The sequence below is a fragment of the Paracoccus sp. NBH48 genome (assembly GCF_015390265.1).
GTDB lineage: Bacteria > Pseudomonadota > Alphaproteobacteria > Rhodobacterales > Rhodobacteraceae > Paracoccus > Paracoccus marcusii.
Genome location: NZ_VUOJ01000003.1, coordinates 149,931 through 165,452 on the forward strand (window position 1 = coordinate 149,931; position 15,522 = coordinate 165,452).

The 15,522-nt window shown below is 66.9% G+C and carries 10 protein-coding genes and 1 pseudogene; 1 reads left to right on the top strand and 10 read right to left on the bottom strand.

From position 1 onward, the window contains the following. The 7 genes from F1642_RS06585 to F1642_RS06615 all read right to left on the bottom strand — a co-directional run bounded on the left by F1642_RS06585 (position 1) and on the right by F1642_RS06615 (position 8,711). A complete protein-coding gene (locus tag F1642_RS06585) occupies positions 1 to 855 on the bottom strand; it encodes an ABC transporter ATP-binding protein (protein ID WP_194885821.1) in 855 nt (284 codons plus the stop codon). After that, positions 852 to 1,760, bottom strand: a complete 909-nt coding sequence (nikC, locus tag F1642_RS06590; RefSeq protein ID WP_046001012.1) for a nickel transporter permease — start codon at positions 1,758 to 1,760, stop codon at positions 852 to 854. The genes F1642_RS06585 and nikC overlap by 4 nt, the downstream gene beginning before the upstream one ends. Next, positions 1,757 to 2,827: an ABC transporter permease gene (locus tag F1642_RS06595; RefSeq protein ID WP_194885822.1), complete on the bottom strand. Its 1,071-nt coding sequence runs from the start codon at positions 2,825 to 2,827 to the stop codon at positions 1,757 to 1,759. The genes nikC and F1642_RS06595 overlap by 4 nt, the downstream gene beginning before the upstream one ends. Then, complete coding sequence (locus F1642_RS06600; protein WP_045981646.1) at positions 2,828 to 4,426, bottom strand: ABC transporter substrate-binding protein; 1,599 nt, start codon at positions 4,424 to 4,426, stop codon at positions 2,828 to 2,830. It abuts the gene before it with no gap. Between the two features lie 117 nt (positions 4,427 to 4,543). Beyond that, positions 4,544 to 5,518, bottom strand: a complete 975-nt coding sequence (locus F1642_RS06605) for a diguanylate cyclase (RefSeq protein ID WP_206692692.1) — start codon at positions 5,516 to 5,518, stop codon at positions 4,544 to 4,546. Positions 5,519 to 5,520: 2 nt separating this feature from the next. After that, positions 5,521 to 8,343 carry a response regulator gene (locus F1642_RS06610; protein WP_194885824.1) on the bottom strand — a complete coding sequence of 941 codons (2,823 nt, stop codon included), beginning with the start codon at positions 8,341 to 8,343 and terminating at the stop codon, positions 5,521 to 5,523. Beyond that, on the bottom strand, positions 8,340 to 8,711 hold the full coding sequence (locus F1642_RS06615; protein ID WP_194885825.1) for a hypothetical protein: 372 nt from the start codon (positions 8,709 to 8,711) through the stop codon (positions 8,340 to 8,342). The genes F1642_RS06610 and F1642_RS06615 overlap by 4 nt, the downstream gene beginning before the upstream one ends. A 923-nt stretch (positions 8,712 to 9,634) precedes the next feature. Between F1642_RS06615 and F1642_RS06620 the strand changes: the two genes are divergently transcribed. Continuing rightward, a complete protein-coding gene (locus tag F1642_RS06620) occupies positions 9,635 to 10,660 on the top strand; it encodes a tartrate dehydrogenase (protein WP_194885826.1) in 1,026 nt (341 codons plus the stop codon). 1,399 nt (positions 10,661 to 12,059) lie between these two features. On the opposite strand, the gene F1642_RS15585 is transcribed toward F1642_RS06620, so the two are convergent. The 3 genes and pseudogenes from F1642_RS15585 to F1642_RS06630 form a co-directional block, all read right to left on the bottom strand. Further along, positions 12,060 to 12,530 (bottom strand): hypothetical protein, encoded by a 471-nt coding sequence (locus tag F1642_RS15585; RefSeq protein WP_255522209.1) that lies wholly within the window; start codon positions 12,528 to 12,530, stop codon positions 12,060 to 12,062. Between the two features lie 88 nt (positions 12,531 to 12,618). Beyond that, positions 12,619 to 13,149, bottom strand: a pseudogene (locus F1642_RS16415) (hypothetical protein); the annotation flags it as partial. A gap of 113 nt (positions 13,150 to 13,262) precedes the next feature. Beyond that, a complete protein-coding gene (locus F1642_RS06630; RefSeq protein ID WP_194885827.1) occupies positions 13,263 to 15,512 on the bottom strand; it encodes a methyl-accepting chemotaxis protein in 2,250 nt (749 codons plus the stop codon). Between the last annotated feature and the right edge of the window lie 10 nt (positions 15,513 to 15,522).

Here is a 15,522-nt window from a genome sequence, read left to right on the forward strand (position 1 = left end):
TCAGAGGCCTTTCACGACGGGGTCGCGCCAGCTGTCCTGGCGCTGGAGGACCGACAGGCGCGACACCGGCGCGTCCAGCCGCGGCAGGCTGTCCAGAAGCCCGCGGGTATAGGGGTGCTGCGCCCGGTGCAGGTCGCGGGCGGGCAGCGTCTCGACCACGCGGCCGGCATACATGATCAGCACGCGGTCGCAGAACTGCGCCACCAGGTTCAGGTCGTGGCTGATGAAGATCAGCCCCATGCCGCGGTCGCGGACCAGCCGGTCCATGATGTGCAGCACCTCGGTCCGGACCGACACGTCCAATGCGCTGGTCGGTTCGTCCGCGATCAGGATCTGCGGATCGGGGGCCAGCATCATGGCGATCATGATGCGCTGACCCATGCCGCCCGACACCTCGTGGGGATAGCTGTCCATGACGCGTTCGGGGTCGCGGATCTGCACGGCCTCCAGCATCTCCAGGGCCTTCGCGCGGGCGGCGGCGCGGGGCGCGCGGGCGTGCAGGCGATAGGCCTCGATGATCTGCTGGCCCACGGTCATCACCGGGTTCAGGCTGAACTTGGGGTCCTGCATGACCATGCTGATGCGCCCGCCGCGGATGGCGCGCATCTGCCGGTCGGGCAGGTTCAGGATGGACTGGCCCTCCAGCTCCATCCGGACGGCCTCGACCCGGCCGGGCGGACGCACCAGGCCCAGGATCGCGCGGCCGGTCATGGACTTGCCCGACCCGCTCTCGCCCACGACGCCAAGGCGTTCGCGGCCCAGGTCGAAATCGATGCCGCGCACGGCCTGGAATTCGCCCTGCCGGGTCGGGAAGGTGACGCGCAGGTCGCGCACGGACAGAAGGGGTTCGGTCACGACTTGTCTCCCTTGGGGTCCAGCACGTCGCGCAGCCCATCGCCCAGCAGGTTGAAGGCCATCGACACCAGAAAGATCGCGATGCCCGGCATGGCCGCGACCCACCAGAAGTCCAGGATATAGCCCCGCCCGTCCGAGATCATCGCCCCCCATTCGGGCAGCGGCGGCTGTGCGCCGAGGCCCAGAAAGCCCAGGCCCGCCGCCGACAGGATGATCCCAGCCATGTCCAGCGCCACCCGCACGATCAGCGACGACAGGCACAGGGGCCAGATGTGGCGGATCAGCAGGCGCAGCCGCCCCGCCCCCTGCAGGCGCGCGGCGGCGATGAAGTCGGCGTTGCGGATGGTCAGCGTCTCTGCCCGCGCCAGGCGCGCATAGGGCGGCCAGGCGGTCAGCGCCAGCGCCAGCACCGCATTGCCGATGCTGGGCCCCAGGGCCGCGACGAAGGCCAGTGCCAGGATCAGCTTGGGGAAGGCCAGAAAGATGTCGGTCACCCGCATCAGCACCTGGTCCACCCAGCCCCCGGCGAACCCCGCCACCGTGCCGATCAAGAGCCCGATGACCGGCGCGATCAGCGCGACCGTGCCCACGATGAACAGCGTGATGCGCGAGCCATGGATCAGCCGCGAGAGGATGTCGCGCCCCAAGGCGTCGGTGCCCAGCCAATGCGCGGCAGACGGCGGCTGCAGCCGGTCGGCCAGGTTCTGGGCATAGGGGTTCTGCGGCGCGATCCAGGGCGCCAGGATCGCCATGCCGATCAGCAACACCAGGATGATCAGCCCGACCATCGCCAGCTTGTTGGCGCGGAAGGTCAGCCAGCCCTGATAGATCGCACCAAGCCGCGCCTGACGGCGGGTCTGGGGCGCGTCGGACAGCAACCAATCGCGGCGTGTCATGGCGCTCATGTCGACCTCGGATCCAGGAAACGATACAGGATGTCGCTGAACAGGTTCAGCACGACGAAACACACGCCCACGACCACCGTACCGCCCAGCACCGCGTTCATGTCGCCCGACAGCAGGCCGCGGGTGATGTAGCTGCCCAGGCCCGGCCAGCTGAAGATGATCTCGGTCAGGACCGACCCTTCCAGCAGAGAGCCGAAGGACAGCGCGATGACCGTCACCAGCGGGATCGCGATGTTGCGGAAGGCGTGGCCCCAGATGACCGCGCGTTCGGACAGGCCCTTGACGCGGGCGGTGGTGATGTATTCCGCCGACAACTGCTCCAGCATGAAGCTGCGCGTCATGCGGCTGATATAGGCCAGCGAATAATAGCCCAGCAGGCTGGCCGGCAGGATGATGTGAGAGAACGCATCGCGGAACGCGCCCCAGTCCCCGGCGATCAGGCTGTCGACCAGGATCATGCCGGTCACGTTCGGCACCATCCCGTCATAGATGATCCCCTGCCGCCCCGGCCCCCCGACCCAACCCAGCATGCCATAGAAGATCAGCAGGCCCATCAGCCCCAGCCAGAAGATCGGCATCGAATAGCCGACCAGCGCCACGACCCGCGCGACCTGGTCGATGACGCCGCCACGCCGCGCCGCCGCGATCACGCCAAGGGGCACACCGATCACGACGCCGATGAAGGTCCCCAGGGCCGCCAGTTCGAAGGTCGCGGGAAAGACGCGGGCGATGTCCTGCGCCACCGGCTGCCCGGTGGAGATGGACCGTCCGAAATCGCCGCGCAGCACGTCGCCCACATAGGACAGGAACTGCACGATCAGCGGCTGGTCCAGCCCCATCGCGACATAGGCGGCGTCGTACTGGGCCTGGGTGGCGCGGTCGCCCACCACCTTCAGCACCGGGTCGATCGGCATGACCCGCCCGATGATGAAGGTGACCAGCAGCAGCCCCAAGAGCGTCAGAGCCAGCGACAGGACGGTGCCCGCCACGCTGCGCAGGCGCCTGCGGGTCAGGGCGCGGCGCCGCGACGATGCGGTCGCGGCGCCGGTCGGATCGGTCAGGGCCATTTACTCGCCCTTCGTCACCTGACGATACATGACCGACGAAATGGCGCCGCCGCTCCACCAGTTCTGGACGCCGTCGCGCAGGCCGACCTGTTCGATGCGCTGGAACAGCGGAACGATCGGGGCCTCGGCCTGGTACTGGCGCTGGATGTCCTGGTACATCGCGGCGCGGGCGTCGGCGTCCTGCTCCAGGGTGGCGGCGACAGTGGCCTCGTTCATCTCGGCCGGCACCTCATAGGCATTGCGCCAGGCCAGCAGGCCCACGGCCGCGGCCTCGTCGCTGTTGTCGGGGTTATAGGCGAAGGTCGCGGCATTGGTGTTCGGGTCCGAGTAATCCGGCCCCCATTCGCCCAGGAAGATCGGCACCTCGCGGGCGCGATAGGCGTCCAGCACCTGCGCGCCGGTCATCTGCTCGATCTCCAGCGTCAGGCCGACCTGGGCCATCGACGCCTGCAGGGTCTGGGCCACGTCCACGTATTCGCGCAGGTCGCGCACGCGGGTGGTGATGGTGCCACCCTCGATCCCCGCATCGGTCAGGATCTGGCGGGCCTTCTCCACGTCATAGGTCCAGGGCTGCTCGTCCAGCACGCCCAGATAGCCCTGGGGCAGGAAGGTCTGGTGGGTGACGAACTGACCCTTCAGGAAGCTGCCGGTGATGCCCTCGTAATCGACAAGGTGCTTCATCGCCTCGACCACGGCGGGGTTCGACAGCAGTTCGTCCTTCTGGTTCAGGCCCATGTAGAGGATGCGGCCGCGCGGCTCGTCCTGGATGGTCACGCCCTCGACCGCGGCGATGGACTCCACGTCCGTCGGCGTCAGGTTGCGCGCCACGTCGATGTCGCCCTGCTCCAGCAGCAGCCGTTGCGCGCTGGATTCGGCGACGTTGCGCACGATCACGCGCTTCATCTCGGGGGCGCCCTGCCAGTACTCCTCATAGGCGGTCAGCTGCACCGCCTCGTTCGGACGCCAGGCCGACAGCACATAGGCGCCCGACCCGGCCTCGTTCGTGTTCAGCCAGGCATTGCCCATGTCGCCGTCGACCTCGTTGGCCATGACGGTCTCCATGTCGACCACGCTGGCGATGTTGGCGGTCAGGCAGTTCAGCACGAAGGTCGGCGCATAGGGCTTGTCCATCGTCAGCGTCAGCGTGTTGCCGTCGGCGGTGATCATCTGATCGACGTTGTCGGCGGTAAAGCCGAACTGGGTCAAGATGAAGGCCGGGGTCTTGTCCAGCTTGACCGCGCGCTGCAGCGACCAGGCGGCGTCCGCGGCGCGCACGGGGTTGCCGGAATGGAAGGTCGCATCCTCGCGCAGCGTGAAGGTGATGGACAGGCCGTCCTCCGACACCGCCCATTCGGTCGCAAGGCTGGGCTGGAAGCCCGCGTCCGGGTCCAGCGGGTTGAAATCGACCAGCCGGTCATAGGTGTTGTTGTTGACGTCGTTGCCCGCGAACTCGAAGCTTACCGCCGGGTCCAGGCTGATGATGTCGTCGATCGTGTGGGCCACGACCAGGGTGTCGGCCGGCGTCTCGGCCCAGGCCGCGGGTGCAAGCGCCAGCGCCGAGGCCAGAAGCATGGCGCGCATGGTCAGGGGATATGTCATGTGAGGTTCCTGTCGGTGATCGGCCCCCGCTGTGTCGCGGGGTTGCATGTCATGCAGCCTGCCGCAGGCCCGTCTGGCATTCAATGCCAATCTGACGGCCGGCCCGACGGGAAGGGCCTAGCCCGCCCTGACATCCCCGACGACCGGCCCATCCAGCGCGGACGCGTCGCGCAGCGGGTGATCGGCGCTCATCACCTGTCCGCTGACGCGGTTTCGCCCGGCCAGCTTGCTGCGATACAGCATCCGGTCGGCCCCGGTCAGCCAGAAGGCGTTGTCGCTGCCCATGTCGCAACGCCCCGACGCGACGCCGATGCTGATCGTCACCACCCGCCCCACCTGCGACGCGCGGTGCGGGATGGCCAGCGCCTCGACGCCGGCGCGCATCGTCTCGGCCAGGTGAAGGGCGCCGTCCAGGTCGGTGCCGGGCAGGATGCAGGCGAACTCCTCGCCGCCATAGCGCGCGCACAGGTCGCCCGACCGGCGGATCGCCTGCGCCAGCGCCTGCGACACGGCCTTGAGGCAGATGTCCCCCTCGGGGTGGCCATAGCTGTCGTTGAAGCCCTTGAAGTGATCGATATCCAGCATCAGCACCGCGATCAGACCGCCGTCGCGCGCCTGCCGGTGCAGCTCTGCCTGCAGGCGGCGTTCCAGCATGCGCCGGTTGGCCAGCCCGGTCAGCGGATCGCGCAGAGCCTGTTCAGTCAACTGGTCGCGCATCCGCTTCATCTGGACGTGGTTGCGCACGCGCCGCTGCAGGGCGGCCGGGCGGATCGGCTTGGTGACATAGTCGATCGCACCGACGGCCAGCCCGCGCAACTCGGCCTCGTCATCGCCCAGGGCGGTGGCAAAGATCACCGGAATGTCGCTAAGCAGCGGATCGGCCTTGAAGATGCGGCACAGCTGATAGCCGTCCATGCCGGGCATCACCACGTCCAGAAGGATCAGGTCCGGCCTGCTTTCGCGGGCCACCTGCACGGCCTGTTCGCCGGACAGGGCAAAGCAGATCTCGTATTCGTCCTCCAGCACGGCGGTGACGATCTCGATGTTGGCGGGTTCGTCGTCGATCACAAGGATGACGGGGCGGTTGTCCATGTTCATATCCCTGGTTGACCGGTGTCGGGGTGGGGGCCGTTCAGCAGCGCATCCGCCGCGGCATAATCCAGCCGCAGCAGCGCGCGGCGCACGGGGTGGTCGTCCATCGCCATGCGGTCCAGTTGCAGCGCCTCGGCCAGCGCGTCAAAGCTGGCACGGGCGGCCATGCTGCGACGGCGGACTTGATCGCGCAGATGGCCGCGCAGCTGGGCGATCCGCGCGCTGTCGCCGGCCGGGGCGGGCGACGACGCGGCCGCATGGGGCGTGCCCGCCGCCGCCGTCAGGCTGTCGGCGGCGGCGATCGCTGCAGCCAGCGGGCCGGACAGCTGCGCCAACAGCGCGTCGATGCCGATCGTGTCATCGGCCTGCAGAGACGCCTCGATCTGCCCGGCAAGGGCCGCGATCCGGGGCAGCTCCAGCGAGGCCGCGACCCCCTTCAGGGTATGGGCGGCGCGATGCGCGTCCTGGCGTCGTCCATCGGCGATCAGTTGCGCGATCTGCGCGACAGCATCGCGGTTCCCTTCGGCAAAGGACAGGATCAGGCGGCGCAGCAGCGGCCGCTTGCCGTTCACCCGCGCCAGCGCGGCGGGGATGTCGAAGGGCGGCAGGTGGTCGGGCAGGTCCGCGGCGCCCACCCCCTCGGACCACGGGGCCGGGGCGGCGGCGGTGGGCACGATCCGCATGTGCCGTGCCAGCACCGCGATCAGGCGCGCGGGATCTACGGGCTTGGTCACGTGATCGCACATCCCCGCCTGCATGCAGGCGCGGCGTTCGTCGTCATAGGCATGCGCGGTCAGCGCGATGATGGGCAGGGCCTCGGCCGTGTGCGTCAGGCGGATCTGCCGCGTGGCGGTCAGCCCGTCCATCTCCGGCATCTGCATGTCCATCAGCACGGCGGCATAGCCCGCCGCACCGGCTTCGACCATCCGGCAGGCGACAAGCCCGTTCTCGGCGCAATCGACCAGCAGGCCCGCATCGCCCAAAAGCGCGACCGCGATCTCCTGGTTGATCGGATTGTCCTCGACCAGCAGGACGCGTTGACCGCGCATCGCCTCGGGCAGCACGGGGGCGGCGGGCAGGTCGGGCGCGACCTCGGGGACATGGCGTTCGGCCAGCCCGGGCAGCTGCTTGAGCGCATCCAGCAGGTTGCGCGCGTTGATGGGCTTGGCCAGGAACAGGTCGATCGTCTCTCCGCCGGCCTCGGCCATGACGGCGTCGACGCCGTGCGCGGTCATCACCATCGTGGCGGGCATCCGCCGCAGACCCACCCGCCGCAGCGCGCGCAGCGTCTGCAGCCCGTCCAGATCGGGCATCTTCCAGTCCAGGATCACCAGGTCATAGGGATGGCCCCGCTGATCCGCCGCCTGCACCATGTCCAGCGCGGCGCGGCCCGAGGGCGCCAGGATCACCCGGATTTGCCAGCGGGCAAAGATCGCCTCCAGCATCTTCAGCGCGATGGGGCTGTCATCCGCGATCAGGATGCGCAGGCCGCGGATCGCGCTGCAGGGCAGGATCGCCTCGGCGGCGTCCACCTGTCCGATCCCCAGGCACAGCGAGAAGGTGAACCGGCTGCCCTGCCCCGGCACGCTCTCCGCGCGGATCCAGCCGTCCATCTGCTGGACGATCTGCTTGCAGATCGCCAGCCCCAGCCCCGTCCCCCCGAACCGCCGCGTGGTCGAGCTGTCGGCCTGCGTGAACGGCGTGAACAGCCGGCCTACCTGGTCGGGCGTCATTCCGATGCCGCAATCGCTGACCGAGATCTCGACCCGGGCCTGGTCGTCCTGCCGTTCGACCAGGCGGGCGGTCAGCACGATCTCCCCATCCTCGCTGAACTTGGTGGCGTTGCTCAACAGGTTCAGCAGCACCTGGTTCAGGCGCAGCTCATCCCCGACCAGCATCTCGGGCAGGCGTTCGTCGATCTCCTGGCGCAAGGTCAGGCGGCGGGCGGCCATGGTGTCGGCCACCATCTGGACCTGGCATGACATCGCCGAACGCAGGTCGAAGGGCCGCGCCTCCAGGGTCAGCGCCCCCGCCTCGTTCTTGGAAAAGTCCAGCAGGTCGTTGATCAGGCGCAGCAGGACGCCCCCCGCGGTGCTGATCCGGCTGACATGCTCGCGCTGGCGCGGTTCCAGCGTGGTTCGCTGGACCAGGTGGCAAAAGCCCAGGATGGCGTTGATGGGGGTGCGGATCTCGTGGCTCATGTTGGCCAGGAACATGCTCTTGGTGCGGTTCGCCTCCTCGGCTTCGCGGGTGCGTTCCTCCAGCGCGGCGCTTTTTGCCACGATCTCGTCGCTCATTTTGCCGATGCGGTCGAAGGACTGGACGACCTTGTCGCTGACCCAGACCAGAACCGCGGTCTGAAACGCCACGATGGCCCCGTGCAGCAGCACCCGCGCCACGTCGCCGTCGGTCGAGAACACGGCATTCGGCAGCAGATAGAACAGCACCAGATGATGCACGGTGATCGCCGCTGCCGACATGATCAGGGCCGACCGGTCGAACCATGCCAGGTTCAGCGCCAGCACGGCATAGAAGTACATGTGCATGTCCATCTGCCAGGCGTGCCCCTCGAACACCAGCAGGAACAGCGCAGGCTCGCCCACCAGGGCCACGGCGGCGATGTTGCGCGTCGCCGGCCAGGTGCGGCGCAGCCTCCACAGCAGATGATAAAGCGCGGCAAGCCCCCCGGCCAGCGCCATCGCCGTAAACGGTGACATGCTGCCCACCCACAGCGCGGCCAGGCCGATTACCGGGACATGAGCCCAGAACAGCGTGACCAGCATCCGGCCATAGCGCGCCCGCAGCGCGTTCAGTTCGACGTTCATCGTGCCCCCTCCGCGTCCGACGCGACGCATCCCAAAGATCCCGGCGCGGGCAGCACCAGCCATGCGCCCCGCTGGTGGACGCGGTCCTCGAACCCGTCGTCGCCCGACAGCACGACCGACAGGCCGGGCAGCGCGCCAAAGGCGATCACCCCGCCCCCGGCGGCATGGACCAGGTCCAGAACCTGCGCCCGATGCAGGCCGGGACTGGTCATAACAAGGAACTGTCCCGGCGCGCCCGGGCGGGTCAATGCATGGCCCGCCAGCGCAACCAGCCCCGCCAGCGCCAGCGCCAGCGCCGGCAAAAGCGCGCCCAACGCACCCCCCTCGGTTTCGGGCGCCGTCATGTCGGCACCGGTTCCAGATGTCACGATGTGCTCCTGCCCTATCCTTGAAGTGCACAATATCCCGCAACGCGTCGTCCGTCCGCAGACCGGTCGAATGCAAGAATGTCCAAAACGATGCGGTTCATACGGAACCAGTGGCGTAACCGTGCGCCCACGGGGGGTCCGGGGGCGCGTAGCCCCCGGCCACCGCGGGACGCAATCCGCGTGCAACGGCCCTCGCAGACGGGCCGCCGAACCCCGCCCCCGCCCGGCGCTGCCATGGCTGCCTAAAAATCATGGGACAAAGCGGATCAGTCGCCCCGCACGACTGTATTTCGTGAAGGATTCCCTATTCTGAGATGGGGCAGTGGCTCCAGGCTAGTCGATCATCGCTGCATTCTGTGATCTCAACAACATCGCCCACCCGCGGGGTCGTGTGATCGACCGGCGGCTGGTTCCTATGTGCTGCTCGCTTCCAATACTCCCTCCACCGGATGCCATAAGTGACAGCGCCGGCCCGCCCATCGCTTTCCGTGACGATGACTGCGGAATCCACGCGCGGTGCTCCGCTTAGGCGGTGATCGGGCAATCCAGGATGTACCGCCCCGGACATCTCCGCGTCCCCGGCATTCCGGTCGAATGCGGCACCTGACTGGCACTTCATCCGGACGAGGGCTTTCAGCGCATCCTTGACGCCGTGCAGCTTTGACAACGCGGGTCAGGCCATGGACCTGTCGGCCTATCCGACCTAGGGTCCCTGCGCCGGCACTTTACACGCGCCCCGTCACCGGCCATGCGGCGGCTCCGGACAGGCACGGTCCGGATCAACCGCCATGGTCGCTGGTGCGATCATGCTCTGCCGGCCGGGGACTGCGGGTAACCGGGCATCGGCAGCGATCCGGGCTGCACCGCCTGTCGCGAACGTGGCTAACACAAGACCGTGCCGAATGAAATCTGAGGAGCCTTCCATGACCCACCGCATCGCCCAGATCCCCGGAGACGGCATCGGCATTCCCGTGACCGAGGCCGCCCTGCGCGTCATGGAGGCCAGCGGCGCCGACATCGCGACCGAGAGCTTTCCCTGGTCCTGCGATCATTACCTGCAGCACGGCCGCATGATGCCCGCGGACGGCATCGAGACCTTGCGCGGCTTCGACGCCATCTTCCTGGGCGCGGTCGGCTGGCCCGCCCGCGTGCCCGATGCCGTGTCGCTGCACGGGCTGCTGCTGCCCATCCGCAAGGCCTTCGTCCAATACGCCAACATCCGCCCGCACCGCCTGCTGCCCGGCGTCGAGGGACCGCTGAAGACCCGCGATTTCGACATTCTCTGCATCCGCGAGAACACCGAAGGCGAATATTCCGGCGCTGGCGGCCGCGTCCATCAGGGCACCCCGGACGAGGTCGCGGTCGAGACCTCGATTTTCACCCGCGCGGGCGTCGAACGCATCCTGCGCTTCGGCTTCGAACAGGCGCAAGCACGGCGGGGCAAGCTGGCCTCGGTCACCAAGTCGAACGCACAGCGCCACAGCATGGTCTTCTGGGACGAGGTCACCGACGAACTGGCCGCCGACTATCCGGACGTCGCTGTCACCCGCTATCACATCGACGCAATGTGCGCGCGGATGGTCATGGCCCCCGAAACGCTGGACGTGGTCGTGGCCTCGAACCTCTTCGGCGACATCCTGACCGATCTGGGCGCGGCCATCCAGGGGGGCCTGGGCTTTGCGGCCTCGGCCAATATCGACCCGACGCGCCGCAACCCGTCGATGTTCGAACCGGTCCACGGCTCGGCCCCCGACATCGCGGATCAGGGCATCGCCAACCCGATGGCGGCGTTCTGGTCGGCGGCGATGATGCTGGACAACCTGGGCCAGACGGCCCCCGCCGCCCGCATCATGGCCGCACTGGAGGCCGCCACCGCCCGCGGCATCGGCACCCACCCGGGCCGCGATACCACCGACGCCATCACCACGGCCGTTATAGCGCAGCTGTAAAGACCGCACCGACCCGCGCTCCCCGTCGGTCTCTACCGACCCAAGCCCGGCGCTTCGGCGAGCGCTGACAGATGCGTGGGTCGGTGCCGATACCAGCGCCACAGAAGATCCTGACCTCGCGCCGGGCATTCCTTGGGCACAGTCGCGGTTATCGAACCGTACATGGTTGAACGACGATGACTGGTGCCGCCCGTGCCGGCAGTCGCATATCTATGCAACACGCCGTTCTGCGGATGCTTTTGCAAAACACTATAGCGGTGATTCCTAGCCGCCCTGCGCGGATTGTGGCGCTGCAGAAAAGCAAGTCATCATCTGAATTACGGGTCTGGATTGTTGCTGATGCTAATCTCACGCCTTGGTTCGCTGAGGTGACCCATCGACGGATAGCCAGTTCCGTCCAGCCACGGTACTACGGCCTAACCTTGGTTTTACGGGAGGATTATTGATCAACGTGATGATCACAACAAGATTGCTCCGGTCGTACGTCGATAATGTTGGGAAAGTATACTGCCCTGACAAACGGACGTTATGGCAGTTGTAATTATGCTTTTGGTGAAACGACGGAATACGACGTCCGGCGTCGTCGCACGTCGTGACAAACCTGCCAGAGGGCCTTGCCGTCATTCGGGCCGACAGTATGCAGCCAGTCAGCCGCTTTCGTTGGATTGACCTGTGTAAAAGCACGGTGGTGAAACGATCAACAGAGGCCTTCATTCCTACGCCTCTCGGCGGAGAAAGCATTCACGTCCTTGTCGAGGCGAGACTAGTCACTCGCACGAAGACCTTGGCAGTGTAGCAGTCCTAACGACGCGACACGCATGCATATCGTTTTTTAGGATGGCATGCTCTGTAAGCCTAACCAGCAAATCTCTGCATGGTCTGCGCGTTCCTCCTTTCCATCGCAAAACCGACAGAAGGGCTGAATCTATAAAAAGCGGAACAGGAAAAAGCGCCGCTGGAAACGTTTCTTATCCCATGATGCCGTCACAGGTTATCATCAAATTGTGCCGCAGCATCCATACTGACCCCGCGGTCTTGCTGGCGTCCAGCTACGGACGCGCGAGAGGACACTGACTTGTCGGAACTCGGATATTGCCCGATAGCGTTACGAGTACGACTTACTCTGACGCCGAGAATGAAGCCTGGACTAGTGACGAAGCCGATCATCATGCTCGGAACCGATGCGACCGATTAAAGGCGATCTAAAATCACTGCCCAATGACGGCGGGATGAAATTTTCTCCCGGCTCGGTAATCTTGACGATCACCCATGCGCGCCTTCTCTGCGTCCAAGACAGGTCACTGTGCGCGTTCGGAATGTTTCGTCAACACGCTAGGGGAACAGCGGAACTTGCGCCGGCGGCCTTTCGGGCGCCGACGCGGAAAGCATACAGTCCGGGTCAGTTCCGGTTCTCGCCGAAGGGCAGCGGTTCGGGAGACTGGCCGCGGGTCTTGGCCAGCGACACGACCACGCCCACCGTTAGGATGAAGAACGTGATCCCAAGCGACCAGGACGGCGGGAACTTCTCCCAGCCCATCAGGTCCGCGATGAAGATCTTGGAACCGATGAAGATCAGCAGGATCGACAGCGCGTATTTCAGATAGGCGAAGCGGTGCAGGATCGCGGCCAGCGCGAAGTACAGCGCCCGCAGGCCCAGGATCGCGAAGATGTTCGAGGTGTAGACCAAATACGGGTCCGTGGTGATGGTGAACACCGCGGGAACCGAGTCGACAGCAAAGACGAGGTCCGCGATCTCGATCACGATCAGCGCCAGCAGCAGGGGCGTGGCCCAGCGGACCAGCTTGCCGGTCTTGGGATCGGGAATCTTGACCGTGAAGGCATGGCCGTGAAGCTCGTCCGTGACGCGCATGCGGCGGCGCAGCCAGTTCAGCGCCTTGTTTGTCGGCCATGTCCGTGTGATCGTCGCTGGCGAACAGCATCTTGATGCCGGTGAAGATCAGGAAGGCCGCGAACAGGTACAGGACCCAGTGATAGTTCTCGACGATGGTCGCGCCCAGGCCGATCATGATGCCGCGCAGCAGGATCACGCCCAGGATGCCCCAGAACAGCACGCGGTGCTGGTATTCGCGCGGAATCGCGAAAAAGCTGAAGATCAGCGCGATGACGAAGATGTTGTCCATCGCCAATGTCTTCTCGACGATGAACGCGGTCAGGTACTGCGCCGTGGCCTCCCCGCCCATCGTCCAGTAGATGAAGCCCGAAAAGGCGATGCCCAAGGTGATGTACATGGCCGACAGCTTGAGGCTTTCGGCGATCCCGATCTCATGGTCGTCCTTGTTCAGGACTCCCAGGTCAAAGACCAGCAGGGCGATGACCAGCCCCATGAAAAGCAGCCACATCCAGATGGGCTTGCCCAAGAATTCGCTTAGAAGAAGTTCCACGATGCCCTCGCAAGACTGAAAATGTGCGGGGCAAGGGACGACGGAAGGGCCACCGATGCACCGAGCACGCTCGATGCGGTCCGACATCGCAGCCGATCGTGACGATCATGCTGCCAGAGGGGCCCGGTCCGCAGGGCGGCGCATACCACGAATCGGCCGCCCGCACAAGCATGCGCTTATGCGGGCGGCATCGCGCGGCATTAGAACTCCAGCATCTGCCCTCGACCGGCCGGGGCCGCGACCCGGATCGGGCGCGCCTCGACCGCAAAGTCCGGTGCAAGCGACGGGCGTTGGGCGGGCGGTGCCTGATCGGTCACGGTGAATGCCCCCATCTCGGTCGAAAGGACCTGGGCCTGCTGGCGCAGCGACATGGACGCCGCCGTCGCCTGTTCTGCCACCGCGGCATTCTGCTGGGTCACCTGGTCCAGCTGGTTCACGCCGCTGTTGATCTCGGACAGGCCGATGGACTGTTCGGCGGTGGCCAGGGCGATGGCCGCGATCTGTTCGGACACGTCCGACGCCTTCTGCAGGATGACCCCCAGGCTGTCGCCCGTCCGGCCCACAAGATCGGACCCGGTCCTGACCTGCGCCGCGCTTTGCGAGATCAGGCCACGTACCTCGCGCGCGGATTCCGCCGCGCGCTGCGCAAGGCCCCGCACCTCGGAGGCCACGACCGCAAAGCCGCGACCCGCCTCTCCGGCACGAGCGGCCTCAACGCCCGCGTTCAGGGCCAACAGGTTGGTCTGGAACGCGATGTCGTCGATGACGCCGATGATGCGGGTAATCTGTTCCGACGACCGCTGGATGCCCTGCATGGCGGTGACGGCATCGGCCACGACAGCCGCGCTGGTCCGGGCGATGTCGCGGTTCTGGCCACTGGTGCGCTCCGCCTCTCGGGCGCGTTCGGCGGTCTGGCGCAGGCTCTCGTTCATCTGGTTCAGCGCCGCGGCGGACTGTTCCAGCGTGGCGGCCTGGGTCTCGGCGCGGCTGGACAGCTCTCCGGCGGCCATGTTGATCTCGTCCGCGCCGCCGCGCACCTGGTTGGCGACGTCGGTGATGCGGCGGATCGTGTCCGACAGCCCGCCCACGACACCGTTGAACGCCAGGCGCAGCGAATCATAACCCTGCGGAAAGGGATCATGCGCGGGGCTGGCGATCTGATGCGTCATATCGCCAGCGGCCAGCCGGTCCAGCCCGGTGCCGATCTCGCGCACGACGCGGGCCTGACGCTCGGCCTCGGCGCGGGCGTCGCGGTCGCGGGCGTCGCGCGCGGCCTCGGCCTCGGCCTCCAGGCGCCGGGCAGTCAGCGCCCGGTCGCGGAACACCTGCATCGCCCCGGCCATCGCCCCGATCTCGTCGCCGCGGCCGGCATGGGGGACCGGCGTCTCCAGGTCACCATCCGCCAGACGGGTCATCGCCGCCGTCATCCCCTCGATCGGACGAGAGATGATCTGCGCGCCGAACCAGACGACGACCAGCGTTCCCAGCAGCATCAGCGCCGCGGTCAGAACCGCCCGGTCGCGCGTCTGGGTCACATGCGCCATCACGGTCGCGCGCGGCACATGCATCATCAGGGTCCAGCTTTCGTCCATGCCGGGAAAGGCGACCGACCCGGTCAGGACCATCGACTGTTGCCCCTCCACCTCGGCGTAGTGCATCGGTCCCGCCGCCATCAGCGCCTGGTCCGCAGCCTGCACCGGCTGGCCCAGCAGCGCGCGGTCCTCATGCGCGATCCACAGCCCCCCAGAGCTGACCAGCCGCACGCGACCGTCGCCAAAGGGACGAAGCTCCTCGATCCGCGCCGACAGCCGGTCCAGCGATACGTCGCCGGTCAGCACGCCCACCGGCCGCGTGCCGTCGCGGACCACGCCGCTGACGGTGGTCATCAGGACCTCGGCGCCGTTCACGGGGTACAGATAGGGCGGCGTGATCAGGCTGCGATCCTCGCGCAGCGGCCGGTCGTACCAGCTGTCGGTCCCGGCCTCGGGGCGCATGTCCAACTGTTCGATGCCGATGCTCCCGTCAGGGGCGTAGAAGAAATACGGCACGAACCGCCCGGCGGCATCCGCATAGGGGCTGCCCAGATGGGCACCGTCCGGCCCAAGCGCGTCGGGTTCCAGCGCCAGCGTCATGCCGACCAGATCTGGCCGCGTGCGCAGGATCGTCGTGACAATGGAGGCCAGCGCGTCGCGATTTGCGGGATCGTCGGCGATCGCCCCCTCGATCCCGGCGACGCCGGTGCGGACGGTGTCGATGACGCTGCCGACCTCCTGCGCGATGGTCGCGGCATAGCCGGTCATCAGCGCGCCGGCATGCGCCTCGGATTCGCGGGCCGAATCGCGCGTCATCAGGCTTGTCGTCAGCGCGATCACGGCGACGATGGCAAAGGCGGTCAGCGCGGCGGCGGACAGGGCCAGCTTGGCGCGGATGGAGATGGAACGGAACGGCATGCTTGCCCCT